At 58.6% G+C, this 18,188-nt stretch carries 18 protein-coding genes; 10 read left to right on the top strand and 8 right to left on the bottom strand.

Annotated elements, in window-relative coordinates; all coding sequences use genetic code 11:
• The first annotated feature begins 4 nt into the window (after positions 1–4).
• Entirely contained in the window at positions 5–292 is a 288-nt protein-coding gene (locus HBH25_RS19280) for a DUF2782 domain-containing protein (RefSeq protein ID WP_168085560.1), read from the top strand.
• A gap of 37 nt (positions 293–329) precedes the next feature.
• The gene (locus HBH25_RS19275) at positions 330–1,280 is read left to right on the top strand and encodes a homoserine kinase (protein ID WP_168085559.1); all 951 of its coding nucleotides are present in this window, start codon (positions 330–332) and stop codon (positions 1,278–1,280) included.
• Here HBH25_RS19275 and HBH25_RS19270 read toward each other — a convergent pair.
• Positions 1,277–2,197, bottom strand: coding sequence for a zinc ABC transporter substrate-binding protein (locus HBH25_RS19270; protein ID WP_168085558.1), 921 nt, complete (start codon positions 2,195–2,197; stop codon positions 1,277–1,279). The genes HBH25_RS19275 and HBH25_RS19270 overlap by 4 nt on opposite strands.
• 66 nt (positions 2,198–2,263) lie before the next feature.
• Here HBH25_RS19270 and HBH25_RS19265 point away from each other — a divergent pair, with 66 nt between their 5' ends.
• The 4 genes from HBH25_RS19265 to HBH25_RS19250 all read left to right on the top strand — a co-directional run bounded on the left by HBH25_RS19265 (position 2,264) and on the right by HBH25_RS19250 (position 5,081).
• The gene (locus tag HBH25_RS19265; RefSeq protein ID WP_168085557.1) at positions 2,264–2,746 is read left to right on the top strand and encodes a Fur family transcriptional regulator; all 483 of its coding nucleotides are present in this window, start codon (positions 2,264–2,266) and stop codon (positions 2,744–2,746) included.
• A complete protein-coding gene (znuC, locus tag HBH25_RS19260) occupies positions 2,746–3,519 on the top strand; it encodes a zinc ABC transporter ATP-binding protein ZnuC (protein ID WP_168085556.1) in 774 nt (257 codons plus the stop codon). The genes HBH25_RS19265 and znuC overlap by 1 nt, the downstream gene beginning before the upstream one ends.
• Positions 3,512–4,297: a zinc ABC transporter permease subunit ZnuB gene (gene znuB / locus HBH25_RS19255; RefSeq protein WP_168085588.1), complete on the top strand. Its 786-nt coding sequence runs from the start codon at positions 3,512–3,514 to the stop codon at positions 4,295–4,297. The genes znuC and znuB overlap by 8 nt, the downstream gene beginning before the upstream one ends.
• 82 nt (positions 4,298–4,379) lie before the next feature.
• Positions 4,380–5,081, top strand: a complete 702-nt coding sequence (locus tag HBH25_RS19250) for a PA5502 family lipoprotein (protein WP_168085555.1) — start codon at positions 4,380–4,382, stop codon at positions 5,079–5,081.
• A gap of 77 nt (positions 5,082–5,158) precedes the next feature.
• Here the strand turns inward: HBH25_RS19250 and katE are convergent, their stop codons facing one another.
• The gene (gene katE, locus HBH25_RS19245) at positions 5,159–7,285 is read right to left on the bottom strand and encodes a catalase HPII (protein ID WP_168085554.1); all 2,127 of its coding nucleotides are present in this window, start codon (positions 7,283–7,285) and stop codon (positions 5,159–5,161) included.
• A gap of 236 nt (positions 7,286–7,521) precedes the next feature.
• Here katE and HBH25_RS19240 point away from each other — a divergent pair, with 236 nt between their 5' ends.
• From HBH25_RS19240 to HBH25_RS19230, 3 genes are read left to right on the top strand one after another with little or no spacing between them, the layout of a single operon-like run.
• Positions 7,522–8,529 carry a methionine ABC transporter ATP-binding protein gene (locus HBH25_RS19240; RefSeq protein ID WP_168085553.1) on the top strand — a complete coding sequence of 336 codons (1,008 nt, stop codon included), beginning with the start codon at positions 7,522–7,524 and terminating at the stop codon, positions 8,527–8,529.
• Entirely contained in the window at positions 8,529–9,191 is a 663-nt protein-coding gene (locus tag HBH25_RS19235; protein ID WP_168085552.1) for a methionine ABC transporter permease, read from the top strand. Before HBH25_RS19240 ends, HBH25_RS19235 begins: the two co-directional genes overlap by 1 nt.
• Before the next feature lie 43 nt (positions 9,192–9,234).
• On the top strand, positions 9,235–10,008 hold the full coding sequence (locus HBH25_RS19230; RefSeq protein ID WP_168085551.1) for a MetQ/NlpA family ABC transporter substrate-binding protein: 774 nt from the start codon (positions 9,235–9,237) through the stop codon (positions 10,006–10,008).
• A 6-nt stretch (positions 10,009–10,014) separates the two neighbouring features.
• Here HBH25_RS19230 and HBH25_RS19225 read toward each other — a convergent pair whose 3' ends face one another.
• Positions 10,015–10,647, bottom strand: a complete 633-nt coding sequence (locus HBH25_RS19225; RefSeq protein ID WP_168085550.1) for an SCO family protein — start codon at positions 10,645–10,647, stop codon at positions 10,015–10,017.
• A gap of 200 nt (positions 10,648–10,847) precedes the next feature.
• On the opposite strand from HBH25_RS19225, the gene HBH25_RS19220 reads away from it, so the two are divergent.
• Positions 10,848–11,492, top strand: coding sequence for a hypothetical protein (locus HBH25_RS19220; protein WP_168085549.1), 645 nt, complete (start codon positions 10,848–10,850; stop codon positions 11,490–11,492).
• Between the two features lie 6 nt (positions 11,493–11,498).
• Here HBH25_RS19220 and HBH25_RS19215 read toward each other — a convergent pair whose 3' ends face one another.
• From HBH25_RS19215 to HBH25_RS19195, 5 genes are all read right to left on the bottom strand, one after another.
• Entirely contained in the window at positions 11,499–13,034 is a 1,536-nt protein-coding gene (locus HBH25_RS19215) for a SulP family inorganic anion transporter (protein WP_168085548.1), read from the bottom strand.
• Positions 13,035–13,230: 196 nt separating this feature from the next.
• Positions 13,231–13,950, bottom strand: coding sequence for a carbonic anhydrase (locus tag HBH25_RS19210; RefSeq protein WP_168085547.1), 720 nt, complete (start codon positions 13,948–13,950; stop codon positions 13,231–13,233).
• Between the two features lie 211 nt (positions 13,951–14,161).
• The gene (locus HBH25_RS19205; protein WP_168085546.1) at positions 14,162–15,220 is read right to left on the bottom strand and encodes a PA0069 family radical SAM protein; all 1,059 of its coding nucleotides are present in this window, start codon (positions 15,218–15,220) and stop codon (positions 14,162–14,164) included.
• A 69-nt stretch (positions 15,221–15,289) separates the two neighbouring features.
• Positions 15,290–16,636, bottom strand: coding sequence for a glucarate dehydratase (gene gudD, locus HBH25_RS19200; protein ID WP_168085545.1), 1,347 nt, complete (start codon positions 16,634–16,636; stop codon positions 15,290–15,292).
• Between the two features lie 15 nt (positions 16,637–16,651).
• The gene (locus HBH25_RS19195) at positions 16,652–18,010 is read right to left on the bottom strand and encodes an MFS transporter (RefSeq protein WP_195755893.1); all 1,359 of its coding nucleotides are present in this window, start codon (positions 18,008–18,010) and stop codon (positions 16,652–16,654) included.
• Positions 18,011–18,188 lie beyond the last annotated feature (178 nt).

Genomic DNA, 18,188 nt, shown 5'->3' with positions numbered 1-18,188 from the left:
TATCATGTGCTCGCTCAAACGCCTGATGCTCGCTGCCATACTCATTGCCACGCCACTGGCCGCCATGGCGGCTGACGACGCGCCCTCGGCAGACCCGGATGTCACCATCCGCCAGGACGGCGACAAGACGATCCAGGAGTATCGCCAGAATGGCTTCCTGTACGCGGTGAAAGTCACCCCCAAGCACGGCAAGCCCTACTTCCTGGTACGTGCTGACGGTACCAGCCCCAACTTTATCCGCTCAGACCAGCCCGATATGCTCATTCCCCAATGGGAAATCTTCAAGTGGTAGACTGCCCCGCGCTTGTTTAACCCTTAGGCCTTGACCCATGTCCGTGTTTACCCCCCTGTCGCGCCCACAACTGGAAACCTTCCTTGAAGCCTACGGCCTGGGCCGGCTGCGAGACTTCCAAGGCATTGCGGCCGGCACCGAGAACAGCAACTTTTTCGTCAGCCTGGAGCAAGGCGAGTTCGTATTGACCCTGGTCGAGCGAGGCCCCACCCAGGACTTGCCCTTCTTTGTCGAACTGCTCGAAGTGCTGCACCAGGCCGAGTTGCCGGTGCCCTTTGCCATTGCAGGCAAGGATGGCATCGCCTTGCGCGAACTCGCCGGCAAGCCGGCCCTGTTGCAGCCACGCCTGGCCGGCAAGCATATCGGCACGCCCAACGCCCAGCACTGTACGGAGCTGGGTGGTTTCCTGGCCAACCTTCATGTGGCCACGCGTGATCGTATCCTGCACCGTCGTACCGACAGGGGTATGACCTGGATGCTTAACGAAGGTGAGCGACTGATGCAGGGCATGGCGACCGACCAGGCCAACCTGTTGAAAGGCACGTTGGCCGACATTCGCGAGCACCGTGAAGCCATACTGGCGCTGCCCATGGCCAACCTGCACGGCGACCTGTTCCGGGATAACGCTATGTTCGAGGGTACGCACCTGACCGGCGTGATCGACTTCTACAATGCCAGCGCAGGCCCGATGCTGTATGACGTGGCCATCAGCGTGAACGACTGGTGCTCCACTGCCGATGGCCACCTCCAGCCTGCATTGGCCAATGCGTTGCTTGGCGGTTATGCGCGCCAGCGGCGCTTTACCCCGGCCGAGGTGCAGCTATGGCCAGTGATGCTGCGCATTGCTTGCGTACGGTTCTGGCTGTCCCGGCTGATCGCAGCACAGTCCTTCGCTGGCCGTGACGTGCTGATTCATGACCCCGCCGAATTCGAGCACCGCCTTGCACAACGTCAGCAGGTCACGCAGATGCTGCCGTTTGCGCTCTAAAGCGCTTCAAGGCACCCAGCAAGGCCGTCTGCAAGCCGTTCGAGTAAATGCTCATAGCCTTGAGGGGTGGCCTCGTCGAAACCGCCCAGTGCATCCAGCTCTGCCAGGCGAACCGGCAGGCCAGCCGTCAGCGTATCTGCCAGCCGTGGCCGTGCGGGTGGCTCACTGAACACACAGCTCTTACCCGCTTCAGCCAGCCGCGCCCGCATGGCTGCCACATGCGCGGCCCCTGGCTGCACCTCGGCGCCTACTGTGAATACACCAGCGTGCTTCAGCCCATAGGCCTGCTCAAAATAATCGAACCCCTCGTGGAATACGAAAAACGGTTTATTCGCTACGCCGGCCAGCCGCTGGCGGATACGCGTGTCTAGTTCACCCAGGCGCTGGGTGAAGCTGGCCAGGTTCTGCTCATAACGCTGTGCGTTGGCCGAGTCGGCTTGTGCGAAATCCGTGGCCATTTTAGTGGCAATCACTTGGGCATTGGCTGGGTCTAGCCATAGGTGAGCATCCAGTGAGCCGGGGCGGTGATCGTGGTCGTGTTCGTCGCTGTCCTCGTCATGGGCCTGCCCATGGTCGTCGAAATGACGCAAATGCAGGCCTGGCAACGTCTGTACAGCCACACTGGGCAAGGTGCGCTGAGTCAGTGGCCGCTGTAGAAAACCTTCAAGGTCCGGGCCGATCCAGTACAGCAGGTTTGCGCTACCCACACGGCGTACCTCTGAGGGCCGCAATGCGTAGTTATGAGGCGAGGCCCCTGGCGGCAGCAGCACGTCCGGCGTGCCTACGCCGTCCTGAATGGCGGCGGCGATAAGCTGCAACGGCTTGATGCTGGTGAGCACCTTGAGGTCTGCACAGGCCGCAGCGCTGAAGCCCAGGCTTAGCGCACTACACAGTAGCAATGAAAAAAGACGGGACACGGTAGGCACCTTCAGCCGTGGAAAGGGGTAACATAATAACGTCTCTCCACCAGATGTGCCCTGCTCATGTTTATTACACCTTTAGCCAACCGCCCCCATGACCATTCTCACTGTGTCCATTCTGCCTTGGCAGAGGCGGACGTGTTGTGCGAACAGAAAGGCCTGCGCCTGACCGCTTTGCGGCGCCGGGTGCTGGAACTGGTGTGGCAAAGCCACAGGCCATTGGGTGCTTATGACATCCTGGGTGTACTGAGCGAACAGGATGGCCGCAAGGCTGCCCCGCCTACTGTGTATCGAGCACTGGACTTCCTACTCGATAACGGCCTGGTGCATCGGATTGCCTCGCTCAACGCGTTCATTGGCTGTATCCATCCCGAGCATAGCCATCAGGGCCAGTTCCTGATCTGCCGTACCTGCCACGTGGCCGTGGAGCTGGAAAACCCAGGTATCAGCGAAGCGATCGACCAAGGGGCCGCAGGCATAGGCTTCTCGGTGGAAACTCAGACCGTCGAGGTTGTTGGGCTGTGCGCGAGCTGCAAGGCCGCCTGATGACAAGCCCGCTTATCCGCCTGGAACAGGTATCCGTCACCTTCGCTGGCCAATCCACGCTTGAGCGTATCGATTTGCAGGTGCGGCCTAGGGAAATCGTAACGCTGATTGGCCCCAACGGGGCTGGCAAGACCACGCTGGTGCGCGCCGTGCTGGGGTTATTGCAGCCCACCAGCGGTGCGGTATGGCGCCAGCCCCGGCTGCGTATCGGCTATATGCCGCAAAAACTGGTCGTAGAACCCACATTGCCGCTGTCAGTCCTGCGTTTTCTACGCCTGCTACCTGGCGTAAGTCGCAGCAAGGCAGAAGCTGCGCTTGAGGAAGTCGGCGCTGCGCAGGTGATCCACAAGCCAGTGCAAACCATCTCTGGCGGCGAGATGCAGCGGGTGCTGTTGGCCCGTGCGTTGCTGCGCGAACCGCAACTGCTCGTGCTGGACGAGCCGGTTCAAGGTGTGGACGTGGCTGGGCAGTCCGAACTGTATGGGCTTATCACCCGGCTGCGGGACCGTTACGGGTGCGGCGTGCTGATGGTGTCCCACGACCTGCACCTGGTCATGAGCACTACTGATCAGGTGGTCTGCCTGAATCACCATGTCTGTTGCTCAGGCCATCCTGAACAAGTCAGTGGTGACCCGGCCTTCATCGAATTGTTTGGCGAGCATGCCCCAGGCCTTGCTATCTACCACCACCATCATGACCATGCCCACACGCTTCATGGGGAAGTGGTCGAGGGGCAGGCCCACCAACATGGGACTCATTGCAACCATGGATGACTTTCTGATCTATGCCCTGGCTGCTGGCCTGGCGCTTGCCGTGGTCGCGGGCCCCCTAGGTTCCTTCGTGGTCTGGCGGCGCATGGCCTACTTTGGTGACACCCTGTCTCACGCAGCCCTGCTAGGGGTAGCGCTGGGCCTTGCACTGGATGTGAGCCCGGCACTGGCCGTCACGGTAGGCTGCCTGCTGCTGGCCCTTGTGCTAGTAACGTTGCAACAGCGCCAGCCCCTCGCTTCGGACACCCTGCTGGGCATCCTGGCACCTACTACGCTTTCACTGGGCCTGGTAGCACTGAGTTTCATGCGTGACGTACGCATTGACCTGATGGGTTACCTGTTCGGCGACCTGCTGGCCATGAGCGCTACAGACCTTTACTGGATTCTGGGCGGCAGCGCGTTGGTACTTGGGCTGCTGGCCGTGCTGTGGCGCCCTTTGATCGCCATCACGGTTCACGAAGAACTGGCAAAGGTGGAAGGGTTGCCGGTGGCGCCGCTGCGGCTTGCATTGATGCTGTTGATCGCTATCGTAATTGCCGTGGCCATGAAGATCGTAGGGGTGCTACTTATTACATCGCTGCTGATCATCCCGGCAGCTGCAGCACAGCGCCATGCTCGCTCACCCGAGCAGATGGCCCTGGGTGCAAGCCTACTTGGCATCATAGCTGTGGGTGCGGGCCTGGCAATGTCCTGGTTCAAGGACACCCCGGCAGGGCCTTCGATCGTAGTGTGTGCAGGCGCTTTGTTCCTGTGCAGTTATGCCCTGCCAAGGCGCACATGAGACGCGCGTACACGTAGGGCTTTTTCCGGCAGGCATCGGGCGTGTAAACTTGCTCGATTTTGCCCATAAAGAGAGTGGCGCAATGCAGCCCTTTACGTGTCGTTGTCTGCTGATTGCAACGTTTTCGCTGGTGCTTGCCGGATGCCAGAGCGCACCCGTTCAACCGCCGCCGCCTAGCGTGGCGGGCATGCTCCAGCAGAGTATCACCCGCAACGAACTGGTGACCGCCGAAGCTCAGCTTGCGGCCATGCAAGCACAGGCACCCAATGATCCTCAGTTGGAGAACCTTCAGCGGCAACTGGCCGAAGCCTACCTTAAGCGCAGCCAGCTCATGTTGCAGAAAGGCGACGTGAACGCTGCTGCCACCGCGCTGGCACGGGCGCGCTCATTGATGCCCCAGGCACCGGCGCTGACCGGCGGGGTAAATGGCGCTATTGCACAGGCACGCAAGGCTGAGCTGGAAAAGGCCGAAGCGGCATTGCGGGCAGCAGAAGCCAAGCCTGTTGCTCGGGTAGTCGACCCTGATGCGGCAAATACGCCCATTGTCCTGGCTACGCGAAACCAGCGGCAGTTATGGGCACAACTGGACGACCTCACAACTGATATCGTGAACTTCCAATGCGATGTTGTTGTGCAGGCCCCACGGGAAGCCGACATTCCATGGCTCGAAACCTTGCTCCGCAAGCGTGTCGCCCAGCGCGCACCAGGCTTGCAGTGGAAGCTCAGCCACCGCCTCGAAAAACGCCAGCCCGCCACGGTTATCCTCAGCCCAGCCAAGCGCTGAGCCAGCCGCTACGTTAACGTTTGCCCATAGAAAAGGGACCCGAAGGTCCCTTTCTACAGGCTACTGGTTAACCAGCATCAGGCAGGTATCGCCTTTGCCTTAGGCTCACGAGCCCATACGCGGTGTTGCTTGATGGCAGTGATGAAATCCGCCACCTTGCCATCACCGATCAGCAGGCCAGCATCCTCTTCCAGCTTCAACTGCTCGATCAAGGCCTTGGCCTGGTCGGATACACCAATGGCTTTCAAGTGTTTGTAAGCTTCCAGCACATAGTGCAAAGCCACACCATTGGTGCTCATGGCCTTGACTGACTTGTCAGTACCCGGAATCCAGACCGCGTCAAAGGCGATGGATGGCAAGCCTTCCATGGACGCGTCCACAGGCAGTGTGGCACCACCGGCGGTCTTGACGGGTGCAGAGGTTGGCCCCAGCACCTTGGCATGAGCACCTTCAGCTTTCAGAGCAGCTTTCACCGACTCCACCGCTTTTTCATCCACCCCATCGGCTACCAGCACCGCGACCTTGCGGCCTTTGATGTTGTCTACCAGCAGGTTCATTTGGCTCAGTGCTGGAGAGTCCTTGAGGGTCTGCTCCTTCACGTCCACAGTACCTGCTGTCGGCGCGGGCAAGCCCAGGTTTTCAGCAACGCGCTTGGCCAGCGTGAGGTCGATGTTGGCCAGGATCTCGTTGACTTGACGGGCGCGAATGAACTCACGCTCTACCTTGCCCAACTCAAAGCTGTAAGCGGCAATGATGTGCTCTTTCTCAGGCTCGCTCATGCTCTGGAAGAACAACCGTGCCTGGGAGAAGTGGTCGCCGAACGACTCGCTGCGCTCGCGAACCTTATGGCCTTCCACGCGCTCCTGGTAGGTCTCGAACCCGCCATTTTCCGCAGCTGCCGGGGTTTCCTTCGGCCAGCCGCCGTCAATGGAGTTAGGCTCGTAGGAAGCACGACCACGGTCGATGGTCATGCGATGAATGCCGTCACGCTGGCCGTTATGGTTAGGGGCCACGGGGCGGTTGATCGGGATCTCATGGAAGTTCGGCCCGCCCAGGCGGCTGATCTGAGTATCGGTGTAGGAGAACAGACGGCCCTGCAGCAAAGGATCGTTGGTGAAATCGATGCCAGGCACGATGTGGCCCGGGCAGAACGCAACCTGCTCGGTTTCAGCAAAGTAGTTGTCCGGGTTGCGGTTGAGCACCATTTTGCCTAGCGGGGTAACAGGGACCAGTTCTTCCGGGATGATCTTGGTCGGGTCCAGCAGGTCGAAGTCAAACTTGTGTTCGTCTTCTTCCGGCACGATCTGAACGCCCAGTTCCCATTCTGGGTAGTCGCCCATTTCGATAGCTTCCCACAGGTCCCGACGGTGGTAGTCAGTGTCCTTGCCTGCCAGCTTCTGGGCCTCGTCCCACACCAGGGAGCACACGCCTTGGGCAGGCTTCCAGTGGAACTTGACGAAGACGGCTTTGCCTTCGGTATTGATCAGGCGGAAGGTGTGGATACCAAAGCCTTCCATGGTGCGCAGGCTTTTCGGAATGGCCCGGTCGGACATTGCCCAGACCACCATGTGCGCGGACTCAGGCACGAGGGATACGAAGTCCCAGAAGGTGTCGTGTGCAGAGCCACCTGTTGGGATTTCGTTGTGTGGCTCAGGCTTCACGGCGTGTACGAAGTCTGGGAACTTGAAAGCGTCCTGGATGAAGAACACGGGCATGTTGTTGCCCACCAAGTCGAAGTTACCTTCGTCGGTGTAGAACTTCACCGCGAAACCGCGCACATCGCGCACGGTGTCGCCCGAACCGCGAGGGCCTTGTACGGTAGAAAAACGTACGAATACAGGCGTCTTTTTCTCTGGGTTGCGCAGGAAGCCGGCTTTGGACAGCGCCCCATGGTCTTCGTAGGTTTCGAAGTAGCCGTGGGCTGCCGTGCCCCGCGCATGCACAATGCGCTCTGGAATGCGCTCATGGTCGAAGTGAGTGATCTTCTCGCGCATGATGAAGTCTTCAAGCAGCGAGGGGCCACGCGCGCCCACGCGCAGCGTATTCTGGTTGTCGCTGATTTTCACACCGTGGTTGGTGCGTAGCGCCTGGCCTGTGGCATCGGAGCGGAAGGTTTCCAGCGCTTCAAGTTTTTCGTTGGTATTGGCGCGGTCTGGGGTATCGGTTCCTGCCATCTCGCTTGGCATTTTCGTTTCGTTTGCCATGTTGGCTTTTCTCCTAGCAGGCAGCGGCCCGTTCAGGGCACGCAACACTCGTGGTCACGGTGGCTCGTTGGTTAGTGACTCGGCGCGCGCGTGACCGTTCCGTTGAAATGCAGTCCATCACTGCGGCAAATGGTTACGAAAGAAATACTGAAGCCGGCGCCATGCTCAGGCTAAAATACGCGGTTTTGGCCAACCGCCCCCATGCGCACCGTTGGTGCGTGGCACGCAGGTGACCCGTGATCGAGTTTCAAGACGTCCACAAGACCTACCGGGTAGCAGGCAGGGACATTCCCGCCCTTCATGCCACCCGGCTGGTGATTCCTTCCGGCCAGGTATTTGGCCTTATCGGCCATTCCGGCGCCGGCAAAAGCACATTGCTACGGCTGATAAATCGCCTGGAACAGCCCAGTGGCGGGACCATTTTCATTGATGGCGAGGACGTGACAGCGTACCGACCCGACCGCCTTCGGCAACTTCGCCAACAAGTGAGCATGATCTTCCAGCACTTCAACCTGCTGGCGTCCAAGACTGTCGCAGACAATGTTGCGTTGCCGTTACGCCTGGCCGGCCAGCTGTCGGAGGCCGATATCGATAAGCGAGTCGCGAGCCTGCTGGCTCGGGTGGGCTTGAGCGAACACGCGCGCAAATACCCGGCCCAGCTATCTGGCGGGCAGAAGCAGCGTGTCGGCATTGCCCGTGCTTTGTCGACCGAACCCAAGATACTGCTATGTGACGAGGCTACCAGCGCCCTGGACCCTCAAACCACGGCGTCGGTACTGCGCCTGCTGGCCGAGATCAACCGTGAGCTGAACCTCACCATTGTGCTGATCACTCACGAAATGGATGTAATACGCCGCGTATGCGACCAGGTGGCCGTCATGGATGCTGGCCGTATCGTAGAGCAGGGGCCTGTGGCCCAGGTGTTCCTGCACCCAACGCACCCCACTACCAAACGGTTTGTGCAGGAAGACGAGCAGGTCGATGAAAGCGAACAGCGCGACGATTTTGCACATGTTCCAGGGCGCATCGTGCGCCTGACTTTCCAGGGCGATGCCACCTACGCGCCGCTGCTAGGCACCGTCGCCCGTGAAACAGGCGTGGACTACAGCATCCTGGCCGGCCGCATCGACCGTATCAAAGATGCGCCCTACGGCCAGCTTACTCTGGCGATTACCGGAGGTGACATGGACGCAGCCTTCGCTCGCTTCACCCAGGCAGACGTTCATATGGAGGTGCTGCGCTGATGGAATTCTTCGCTAACATCGATTGGGCCGATATCTGGCTGGCTACCGTCGACACACTGCTCATGCTGGGCGGTTCTCTGCTGTTCACGGTACTGTTGGGGTTGCCCCTGGGCGTGTTGCTGTTCCTGTGCAGCCCCCGTCAGCTGTTCGAACAGCGCAAGGTCTATGCCTTGCTATCGCTGGTCGTAAACGTGTTGCGGTCCTTGCCGTTCATTATCCTTTTGATTGTGATGATCCCGCTGACCATCCTGATTACCGGCACGTCACTGGGCATCGCTGGGGCGATCCCGCCGCTGGTCATCGGCGCCACGCCCTTTTTTGCCCGGCTGGTGGAAACCGCGCTGCGAGAGGTGGACCGCGGCATCATCGAGGCTACCCAGTCCATGGGCGCCACCACATGGCAGATCATTCTCAACGCCCTGTTGCCGGAAGCCCGGCCTGGCATTTTTGCCGCGATTACCGTCACTGCCATCACGCTGGTGTCCTATACCGCGATGGCCGGGCTGGTGGGTGCTGGCGGGCTGGGTGACCTGGCCATCCGTTTCGGTTACCAGCGCTTCCAGACCAACGTGATGGTTGTCACCGTGCTGCTGTTGATCGTGCTGGTACAGGTGCTGCAAACCATTGGCGATCGCCTGGTGGTTCATTATTCCCGTAAATGAGTAGTAGCGCGCCGTAACCTTGGTCGCGCACAGGAGTTGCATCATGAAAAAACTGTTGGTCGCCTTTGCTGCCGTATTCAGCCTGGCCGCTCAGGCCAATGACACCCTTACCGTGGCCGCTACCGCTGTGCCCCACGCCGAGATTCTCGAGTTCGTGAAGCCTGCCTTGGCGGCAGAGGGTGTGGACCTGGACATTAAAGTGTTCACCGACTACATACAGCCCAACGTTCAAGTAGCGGAAGGGCGCCTGGATGCCAACTTCTTCCAGCACCAGCCGTACCTGAACGAGTTCAACAATGGTAAGGGCACCAACCTGGTGGCCGTGACCGGCGTACACCTGGAGCCGTTGGGGGCGTATTCAAACAAGTACAAGAAACTGGACGAACTGCCAGGTGGCGCTAATGTGGTGATTCCCAACGATGCCACCAACGGCGGCCGTGCGTTGCTATTACTGCAGGCAGCGGGCCTGATCAAACTGCAAAACCCTCGGGATATCCTCGCGACCCCGAAAGACATCATCGAAAACCCTAAGGACCTCAAAATCCGTGCATTGGAAGCAGCCACCTTGCCGCGTGTACTGACCCAGGTAGACCTGGCGCTGATCAATACCAACTATGCCCTAGACGCCAAACTGGACCCGGCCCACGATGCCCTGGTGATAGAAGGCAACGACTCGCCTTACGTGAACATTCTGGTATCGCGCCCCGATAACAAGGACACGCCTGCCATGCAGAAACTTGCAGCGGCGTTGCATAGCCCTGAGCTCAAGCAATTCATTCTGGAAAAGTACAAGGGTGCGGTGCTGCCAGCATTTTAAGCCGGTTCAGCTACCCTCAAGCATGTCGGGTAGCGCCTTAAGCAGCACGCGGGTATCGAAGGGCGCGCGGATAAACCCCCGCAGCTGCCCGTCTGGCCCAATGATCGCCAGGTTGCCGCCGTGCTGCACGGTGTAATTGGGCTGGCGGGTATCAGCCGGTAAGTAGGGCATGCTGGTAGCCGTAGAGAACTGGGCCAGTATGCCTTCGGGCGCGGTAAGGCCTTTGAAGCTTTTGTCAAAGTAGCTGAGGTAATCCTTCAGTTGGGCTGGCGTATCGCGATTGGGGTCTACACTCACCAAGTACACCTGTAACCGCTCCGCACTCTTGGCTGGCAAGGCGCGCTTTATTTCACGCAGCTGGGCCAAGGTCGTAGGGCAGATGTCTGGGCAGAAGGTATAACCGAAGAACAACAGGCTCCACGTGCCCTTGAGTTCGTTCACCACCACTGGCAGGCCCTGTTCGTCGGTCATGCGCAGTGCGGGCATCGGGCGGCCTTGCTGCAACAGGATAATTCCGGCTTGCATCAGGTTGGCGTTGTTGTCCAGGTCGCGACCACTCACTACTTTTTCGATCATCCACCCTGCGCCCAAGGCAGCAACGATGATCAACACGGCAACGGTTATCTCAGTTCGGGTCATGACTCGGGCTCTTTCAAACAGGCGGATACGGTAAGGGGATCTGACCGTTCCCGGCAAGGACTGCCAAGGCAATACGACGTACCACTGCTTTAACGTAACCCGACGAAATAACCAGGGAGCGGTTATGAGAATTTCATCTGACCCCTGACATAGCGGCAACTATCGTAGGGGCTTTGCGTAGCGCACTTGCTGGAGAAACCATGAATACCGCCGCATTACGCGAGCTGATTGAACGGGCCCATGCCCATGAGGCACAGACAGGCCATTTGGCCCGGCTTCTAAAGGGGCGGCGTGCTGACCTGCACCCTTCGATTACCTTAAGCGACTCTACCTATGAGTCTGAAGCCACGCTGTATCGCTTCGTCAAAGCCTATCTGGATCAAGTACCTGACCTTATCGATGCGGCAGCCAACGTTGCGGTTGAGGCTGGAATCGATGCACAGGTCCAGCCGGTACTGAATATCGCATTGGAATATTTCATCCGGCCACCCAAGATACTGGTCGGGCATGAAGGCTTGGATAGCCTGCTGGACGAAGCCTACCTGGCCCATCGGTTGGTAGAGGAGGTGAACGACCTATATATCCGCCACTTTGCCCAACCTTTGATCCCGCTGGATACGACGGTGGCTAACCTGATTGCTCATAACCTGATCGGCGAGCCCTTCGCCAACGAGCTGGACGAAGTGGTGCACCACTCCGTAGACCAAATGCTCAATGAAGAAGCTTTCGAACACGAAGCTGTTCAGGCCTATAAAGACCGCCTTACGAGCCCGGAAACAGGCGCAGCCTGGAAACGCTGGCCTTGCCTGTCCCGTCAATTGGGCATCGAAATCAACATGCCTTGAGCGGCCTCAGGCCGGTGCGCTCAATTCGGTAGAGGTTCGCAACCGCCCTTCTACCCGACGCTTCAACCCACGGCTTTCGATAATCAATCGGGAGCCATTGGCGGCATTGGCGCGCCCCCAGTCTTCAAGCAACTCCAGGCAGGAGTGATCGATGTAGCTCAGCCCGCCCAGTGGTACATTGACTTCGGTCCCAGGTTCGATGGTATCCAATGCCTTGGTGAGTGCTGGCACTTTCAGGAAGGTTGCCGCACCAACCAGCCTCAGCTCTACCTGGCGCTCGCCAGTAGGGACCACTGCAATTTTCAGCCGTGCTGCCTTGAGTGCAAGCATTACCAGCGTCAATGCAAACCCTAGCAGTACACCTGTCAAAAGATCAGTGAATACAATGGCCAAGGCTGTGGCGGCATAGGTCAACATGGGCATGCGCCCGTAACGGCTCAACCCCTTGAAGGCCTTTCGATCCACAAGTTTGAAGCCGGTGTACACCAATACCCCGGCAAGGCTCGCCACAGGGATCTGCTGCAGTACGCTGGAGAGCAACACTACGAATGCCAGCAACCACACGCCATGAAGAATGGCCGATGCCCGGGTCTGGGCGCCTGCCTGCACGTTGGCCGAGCTACGCACAATCACGCCGGTCATCGGCAACGCGCCTAACAGGCCGCATAACATGTTGCCAACACCCTGGGCAGACAGCTCACGGTCGAAATCTGAACGCACACCATTGTGCATGCGGTCTACCGCTGCTGCCGACAATAGCGTTTCTGCACTGGCGATAAATGCGAGCGCCACGGCGGCGATCAGCAGCGCAGGGTCGGCCATGGCCATCAGGTCTGCCGGTTTAATCAGGTCGATGGCATCTGTAAGGTTGGCGGGCACTACCACACGCTTGACCTGTAGGGCTAAAGCCACACTCACCACCGTGGCCGTAGCCACACCCAGCAGTGCGCCTGGCACAAAACGCAAGCGTGCCGGGCGGAGCTTTTCCCAACCCCACATGATCGCAATGGTCAACAGGCCCAATGCCCCAGCCTGCCACCCCAGCCCACCGCCCATCACGGGCAATGCTTCACTGACCGCGCCTGGGAAGCCAAGCAGGTTGCTCATGCCCGAAGGCTGCGGGGCCTGATCGAGCATTACATGCACTTGAGAAAGCACAATGAGCACACCGATGCCTGCAAGCATGCCGTACACCACTGCAGGTGCTGTTACCCGGAACCAGCAACCCAGTTTGAACCGCCCAGCGATCAGTTGCAGTGCACCTGCCAACAAGAGAATCGGGCCCAGCATGGCCAGGCCATGTTGGCGAACCAGTTCGAAGACCAACACGGCCAGGCCTGCAGCTGGGCCACTGACCTGCAAGGGAGAACCGGCAAGGAACCCCACTACCAGGCCGCCAATGATACCGGTCACCAAACCTTTGGCGGGGGGAACCCCTGATGCGATAGCAATGCCCATGCACAGTGGCAATGCCACCAGGAACACCACCACCGACGCCATTAGCTCACGAGGAATTGCGGCCTTGATTTGCGAGATATCCATGTCGTTCTCCTGAAGTCACTTCAGGCCATGGCCGAACCGTAGCAACAGGCCGTTCGCGCACCTTCGACAGGCCGCTTGAAGCTGCCTGTTTTCCTGGCACGCAAATAACACCCGTTTATTGATTATTTTTATTAAAACGGAAACAGCTGGAACTACGGGTTACGTAGCTCGCTTGGCCTTCGAATGCTGAGCCAGCTCAGTAACGGCCCTTGGGCGTTGCGTTTGGCGTGGGCTGAGGACCATCCAGTGGCATGAACCGGCCTTGGGCGGCGTCGTATGCTTTGATCCCGCTCGTTTCGATGTCGTACACCCAGCCATGAATGAACAACTGGCCACTGGCAATCCGTGCGGCGACGGAAGGGTGGGTACGCAGGTGTTGCAGTTGCGCAATGACGTTTTCTTCGGTCAGCACCGCCATGGTTTCGGCTTCGGTCGTGCAACTGCAGTTCTCATGCACCACCGTCTTGGCCACTTCAGCATGGCGCAACCAGGCCTTTACAGTAGGCATATTCTCAAGCGTATCGGGGTTGAGCACTGCACGCATGGCACCGCAGTCGGAGTGCCCACAGATGATTACATGCTGCACACCCAATGCCATTACGGCGTACTCAAGCGCCGTAGACACACCACCGTTCATCTGCCCATAGGGCGGCACCACGTTACCTACGTTGCGGGTTACAAACAGGTCACCTGGGGAACTGTGAGTAATCAGCTCAGGCACGATGCGAGAATCGGCGCAGGTGATAAACATCGCACGAGGTTTCTGGGCGGTGGCCAGTTTCTTGAACAAGGCTTCCTGTTCCGGGAACACTTCCTGTTGAAAGTGCCGGAAACCATCGACAATACGCTGCAGCGCCTGGTCTGCGCTTTCACCCAGCGTAGAAGGGTCTGGCAGGGGTTGATCCTTAGAGTCCATAGTGCATCCTCTTGGTGGTAGGAAAGGTCCCACAAGGTCGGGAGAAAAATCCTACACTGAAAGCTTAAAAGTACGTATTACAGAAACTGTGACTGGATAAGACAAATCCTAAAGTAGTCACCTTTTCTTAAGTAAAGCTGAAACGAAATGCGTGTTGCTTATACCGAAATAGTGGCAATATGATTTAACCCCTTGAAGGGTGCTGCAAGTGTCATAGCAATGTCATTTGACGCCCTGGCGGGCAAAACTGTGAACAGTCCAACCTGCCTTGTTCCCGGAGGGTAAGTCCAGCCTGCTTGATGGCAGCGGCAAAGCGCCTGGCAATCAACTGCGCAAACACGCCTTCGCCCTTCATGCGTTCACCAAACGCCGAGTTGTACAGTTGGCCGCCGCGGCTTTGCCGAATCAGGCTCAAAACGTGCGCAGCGCGTTGCGGATAATGCACACTCAGCCATTCCTCGAATAGCGGTGCAACCTCCAGCGGCAAGCGCAAAAGAACGTAATGAGCGGAGCTGGCGCCGGCTTTTGCAGCGGCCTGGATCATTGCTTCCAGTTCCCGGTCGTTGATCATCGGGATAATAGGTGCACAAATCACGCCCACCGGAACACCGGCCTCGGCCAGTACACGAATGGCCCGGAGGCGGGCGCTACCTGAGGCTGCACGAGGTTCTAGTGCACGCTTGAGTTCGTCATCCAAGGTTGTAAGGCTGACCATCACCCGTACCAATCGGTGGCTGGCCAGTTCCTGCAGCACGTCCAGGTCGCGCAGCACCAACGCCCCTTTGGTAGTGATGGTTACCGGGTGGCGGTACCGCAGCAAGGTGTCAAGCAACTGCCGAGTAATCCGGTACTGCTGCTCGATGGGTTGATAGGGATCCGTGTTAGCACCCAGTGCGATAGGCGCACAGCGGTACCCAGGCTTGCTCAAGGTTTCTTCAAGGCGCTCGGCAGCGTTGGTCTTGGCAATCAGGCGGGTTTCAAAATCCAACCCAGGTGACAGGTCCCAGTACGCGTGAGTAGGGCGGGCGAAACAATAGATGCAGCCGTGCTCGCAACCTCGGTAGGGGTTGATGGAGCGGTCAAAAGGAATATCTGGCGAGGTGTTGCGGGCGATGATGCTTTTGGCCAGCTCGATACGCACTTCAGTATTTACGCTGGCAGGTACATCCTGATACCAGCCGTCATCCTCGGCCACCGAATGGTGACCGTGGAAGCGATTGACAGGGTTGCTGGCCGTGCCACGACCACGCTGGGGCACTCGGGTAGACATGCAAGACCTCAATACTGTATATACAAACAGTATAAGCGCGCTTGCCGCTTTCTGCCGGCCCTTTATCGATTAGCGCACCAGGCACGGCCGCTTGTTATCGAAATGCCAGTTCGGAATCAAGAACTGCATAGCCACAGCGTCATCCCGCGCGCCCAACCCCATGCCCTTGTACAACTCATGCGCCTGCGCCACGGCATCCATGTCGATCTCGACACCCAGCCCAGGCTTCTTCGGTACCTGCACATAGCCTTCTTTGATTTGCAGGGGCTCACGTGTCAGTCGCTGGCCATCCTGCCAGATCCAGTGCGTGTCGATCGCAGTGATAGTGCCTGGAGCAGCGGCCGCCACTTGGGTGAACATCGCCAATGAGATGTCGAAGTGATTGTTGGAATGCGACCCCCAGGTTAACCCCCAGTCATTGCACATCTGCGCGACCCGTACAGAACCCTGCAATGTCCAGAAGTGAGGGTCGGCCAATGGAATGTCCACGGCCTGAGACTGTATGGCATGGCCCATCTGGCGCCAGTCGGTAGCGATCATGTTGGTAGCGGTAGGCAAACCGGTAGCGCGGCGGAACTCGGCCATCACTTCGCGCCCCGAATAGCCATCCTCGGCCCCACAGGGGTCCTCGGCATAGGCCAGCACAGCGTGCTGATCGCGGCATAGCCCAATGGCTTCTTTGAGTGACCAGGCGCCGTTAGGGTCCAGCGTGATACGCGCATCCGGAAAACGCTCAGCCAGCGCGGTAACGGCTTCGATTTCCTCTTCACCGCGCAGTACGCCGCCTTTGAGCTTGAAATCGTTGAAACCGTAGCGGGCCTTTGCCGCTTCAGCCAACCGCACCACTGCCTCAGACGTGAGCGCCTGTTCATTGCGCAGGCGGAACCAGTCATCACCGTCGGCCTCGCCACGATAATTCAGAGTGGTCTGGCGGCGGTCGCCAATATAGAAGAGGTAGCCCAGCATTTTCACAGCGTCTCGCTGCTGCCCTTCACCTAGCAATGCCGCTACCGGTACGTCCAGGAATTGGCCCAACAGGTCGAGCAAAGCCGCTTCGATAGCCGTTACGGCATGGATGGTGATGCGCAGGTCGAAGGTTTGCAGGCCGCGGCCAGCGCTGTCACGAGCAGCAAAGGTTTCGCGCATGCGGTTGAGCACCTGCTGGTAATGGCCGATGGGCTGGCCGACCACCAGGCTGCGGGCATCTTCCAAGGTTTCCCGAATACGTTCACCACCAGGGACTTCGCCAACCCCAATGTGGCCAGCGCTGTCCTTCAAAATCACGATGTTACGGGTGAAGAACGGGCCATGGGCGCCGCTGAGGTTCAGTAGCATGCTGTCATGCCCTGCCACAGGAACAACTTGCAGGTCAGTTACGGTTGGGGCCTGGCCGGCCACGTAGGCACTGTCATTCATGGTTATGTCCTTTGTTCAGTGGTGTTTGCCCAGTGCAGGGCCGGCAATAGGGGTAGGCGCAGGGGCTTGGCTGCCAGGGCGTACCTTTACGAAAAACACAAGGATCGCTGCCAGCACCGAGGTACCGGCCAGGCCATACAGGCCACCGACAATAGAACCGGTCTGCTGCTCCAGAAAGCCGAAGGTTGCTGGGGCAAAGAAGCCACCCAGGTTACCCAGGGAGTTGATCAAGGCAATGACACCGGCGGCAATACGCGCGTCCAGGTACGCCTGGGGAATGGGCCAGAACAGTGAAGATGCAGACTTAAAGCCAATGGCCGCGAAGCACACGGCCACGAAGGCGAACACAGGCCCGCCCGTGGTGGACAGAAACATACCCAAGGCGGCAATCAACAGCGCGCAGGCGACCCAAGCCTGCTGGAATTTCCATTTACCTGAGGCTGCCGCAAAGGCATACATGGCAATGATCGAAATCAGCCAAGGGATGGAGTTGAACAGCCCCACTTGGAAGTCTGTCAGGGTACCCATTTTCTTGATGATGCTGGGCAGCCAGAACGTTGCGGCATAGATGGTGAGCTGAATACAGAAGTACAGCACGCAGAACAGCAGGATCTGGCCGTCCTTGAGCAGTTTTCCCAACGTAGGCTTGGTGGTGGTCTGTGCTTCACGGTCGCGCTGTTCCTGCTCAATGGCACTCACGAGCGCATCTTGCTCCTCGGGTGCCAGCCATTTGGCATCGTGAGGGCGGGAGTCCAGCCAGAACCACACCACAAAACACAGGCACACTGAGGCCAGGCCTTCGATCAGGAACATCCACTGCCAGCCATGCAGGTTCATACCCTCAATGCCCAGCAATGCGCCGGAGAGGGGGCCTGAAATCAGCGAAGCCAATGCCGAACCAGAGAGGAAAATTGCGATCGCCTTGCCGCGCTCTACGCCTGGTAGCCAGCGAGTGAAGTAATAGATAACGCCGGGGAAGAAACCTGCTTCAGCAATGCCCAGCAAGAACCGCAATATGTAGAAGTGGGTTTCGTTCTGGATGAACGCCATCATCGTAGCCACGATGCCCCAGGTGAACATGATGCGGGTAAGCCACACACGGGCACCGACCCGTTGCAACAACATGTTGGAGGGCACTTCAAACAGTGCGTAACCGATGAAGAACAACCCTGCACCCAGCCCATAGGCCGCTGCACCAATGCCAAGGTCATGCTCAAGGTGGGTGCGGACGAAGCCGATGTTTACCCGGTCAATGTAATTGACGATAAACATGATGACGAACAACGGCAGTACGCGGTTCTTTACTTTTTTCACGGCACGGGCCAGCACCGTGTCTATCTCGCCGGCGCCGGCAGTCAGACCTGGATTGCTCACATTCAACACTCCCACTGTTATTTTTATGCGGGGTAAAGGCGCGGCGCGCCTGAACGAGCGCAGCGTCGCCGAGAAAAGCAGGCGACTCGCTGAATGAGATCATACAACTGACAAGCTGGCCAAACAACGCCAAAGCCAACAAATAAAGGAAAACCATCAGATAAGCCCGGTCGCTTTC

Source organism: Pseudomonas quercus, assembly GCF_012033695.1.
GTDB lineage: Bacteria > Pseudomonadota > Gammaproteobacteria > Pseudomonadales > Pseudomonadaceae > Aquipseudomonas > Aquipseudomonas quercus.
This window is presented reverse-complemented; position numbering and strand designations above follow the sequence as displayed.

Bases quoted from the DNA above. Each gene is read 5' to 3' on its own strand.
- HBH25_RS19280 (WP_168085560.1), top strand. From the start codon at position 5: ATGTGCTCGCTCAAACGCCTGATGCTCGCTGCCATACTCATTGCCACG.
- HBH25_RS19275 (WP_168085559.1), top strand. From the start codon at position 330: ATGTCCGTGTTTACCCCCCTGTCGCGCCCACAACTGGAAACCTTCCTT.
- HBH25_RS19265 (WP_168085557.1), top strand. From the start codon at position 2,264: ATGTTTATTACACCTTTAGCCAACCGCCCCCATGACCATTCTCACTGT.
- znuC (WP_168085556.1), top strand. From the start codon at position 2,746: ATGACAAGCCCGCTTATCCGCCTGGAACAGGTATCCGTCACCTTCGCT.
- znuB (WP_168085588.1), top strand. From the start codon at position 3,512: ATGGATGACTTTCTGATCTATGCCCTGGCTGCTGGCCTGGCGCTTGCC.
- HBH25_RS19250 (WP_168085555.1), top strand. From the start codon at position 4,380: ATGCAGCCCTTTACGTGTCGTTGTCTGCTGATTGCAACGTTTTCGCTG.
- katE (WP_168085554.1), bottom strand. From the start codon at position 7,285: ATGGCAAACGAAACGAAAATGCCAAGCGAGATGGCAGGAACCGATACC.
- HBH25_RS19235 (WP_168085552.1), top strand. From the start codon at position 8,529: ATGGAATTCTTCGCTAACATCGATTGGGCCGATATCTGGCTGGCTACC.
- HBH25_RS19230 (WP_168085551.1), top strand. From the start codon at position 9,235: ATGAAAAAACTGTTGGTCGCCTTTGCTGCCGTATTCAGCCTGGCCGCT.
- HBH25_RS19225 (WP_168085550.1), bottom strand. From the start codon at position 10,647: ATGACCCGAACTGAGATAACCGTTGCCGTGTTGATCATCGTTGCTGCC.
- HBH25_RS19220 (WP_168085549.1), top strand. From the start codon at position 10,848: ATGAATACCGCCGCATTACGCGAGCTGATTGAACGGGCCCATGCCCAT.
- HBH25_RS19215 (WP_168085548.1), bottom strand. From the start codon at position 13,034: ATGGATATCTCGCAAATCAAGGCCGCAATTCCTCGTGAGCTAATGGCG.
- HBH25_RS19210 (WP_168085547.1), bottom strand. From the start codon at position 13,950: ATGGACTCTAAGGATCAACCCCTGCCAGACCCTTCTACGCTGGGTGAA.
- HBH25_RS19205 (WP_168085546.1), bottom strand. From the start codon at position 15,220: ATGTCTACCCGAGTGCCCCAGCGTGGTCGTGGCACGGCCAGCAACCCT.
- gudD (WP_168085545.1), bottom strand. From the start codon at position 16,636: ATGAATGACAGTGCCTACGTGGCCGGCCAGGCCCCAACCGTAACTGAC.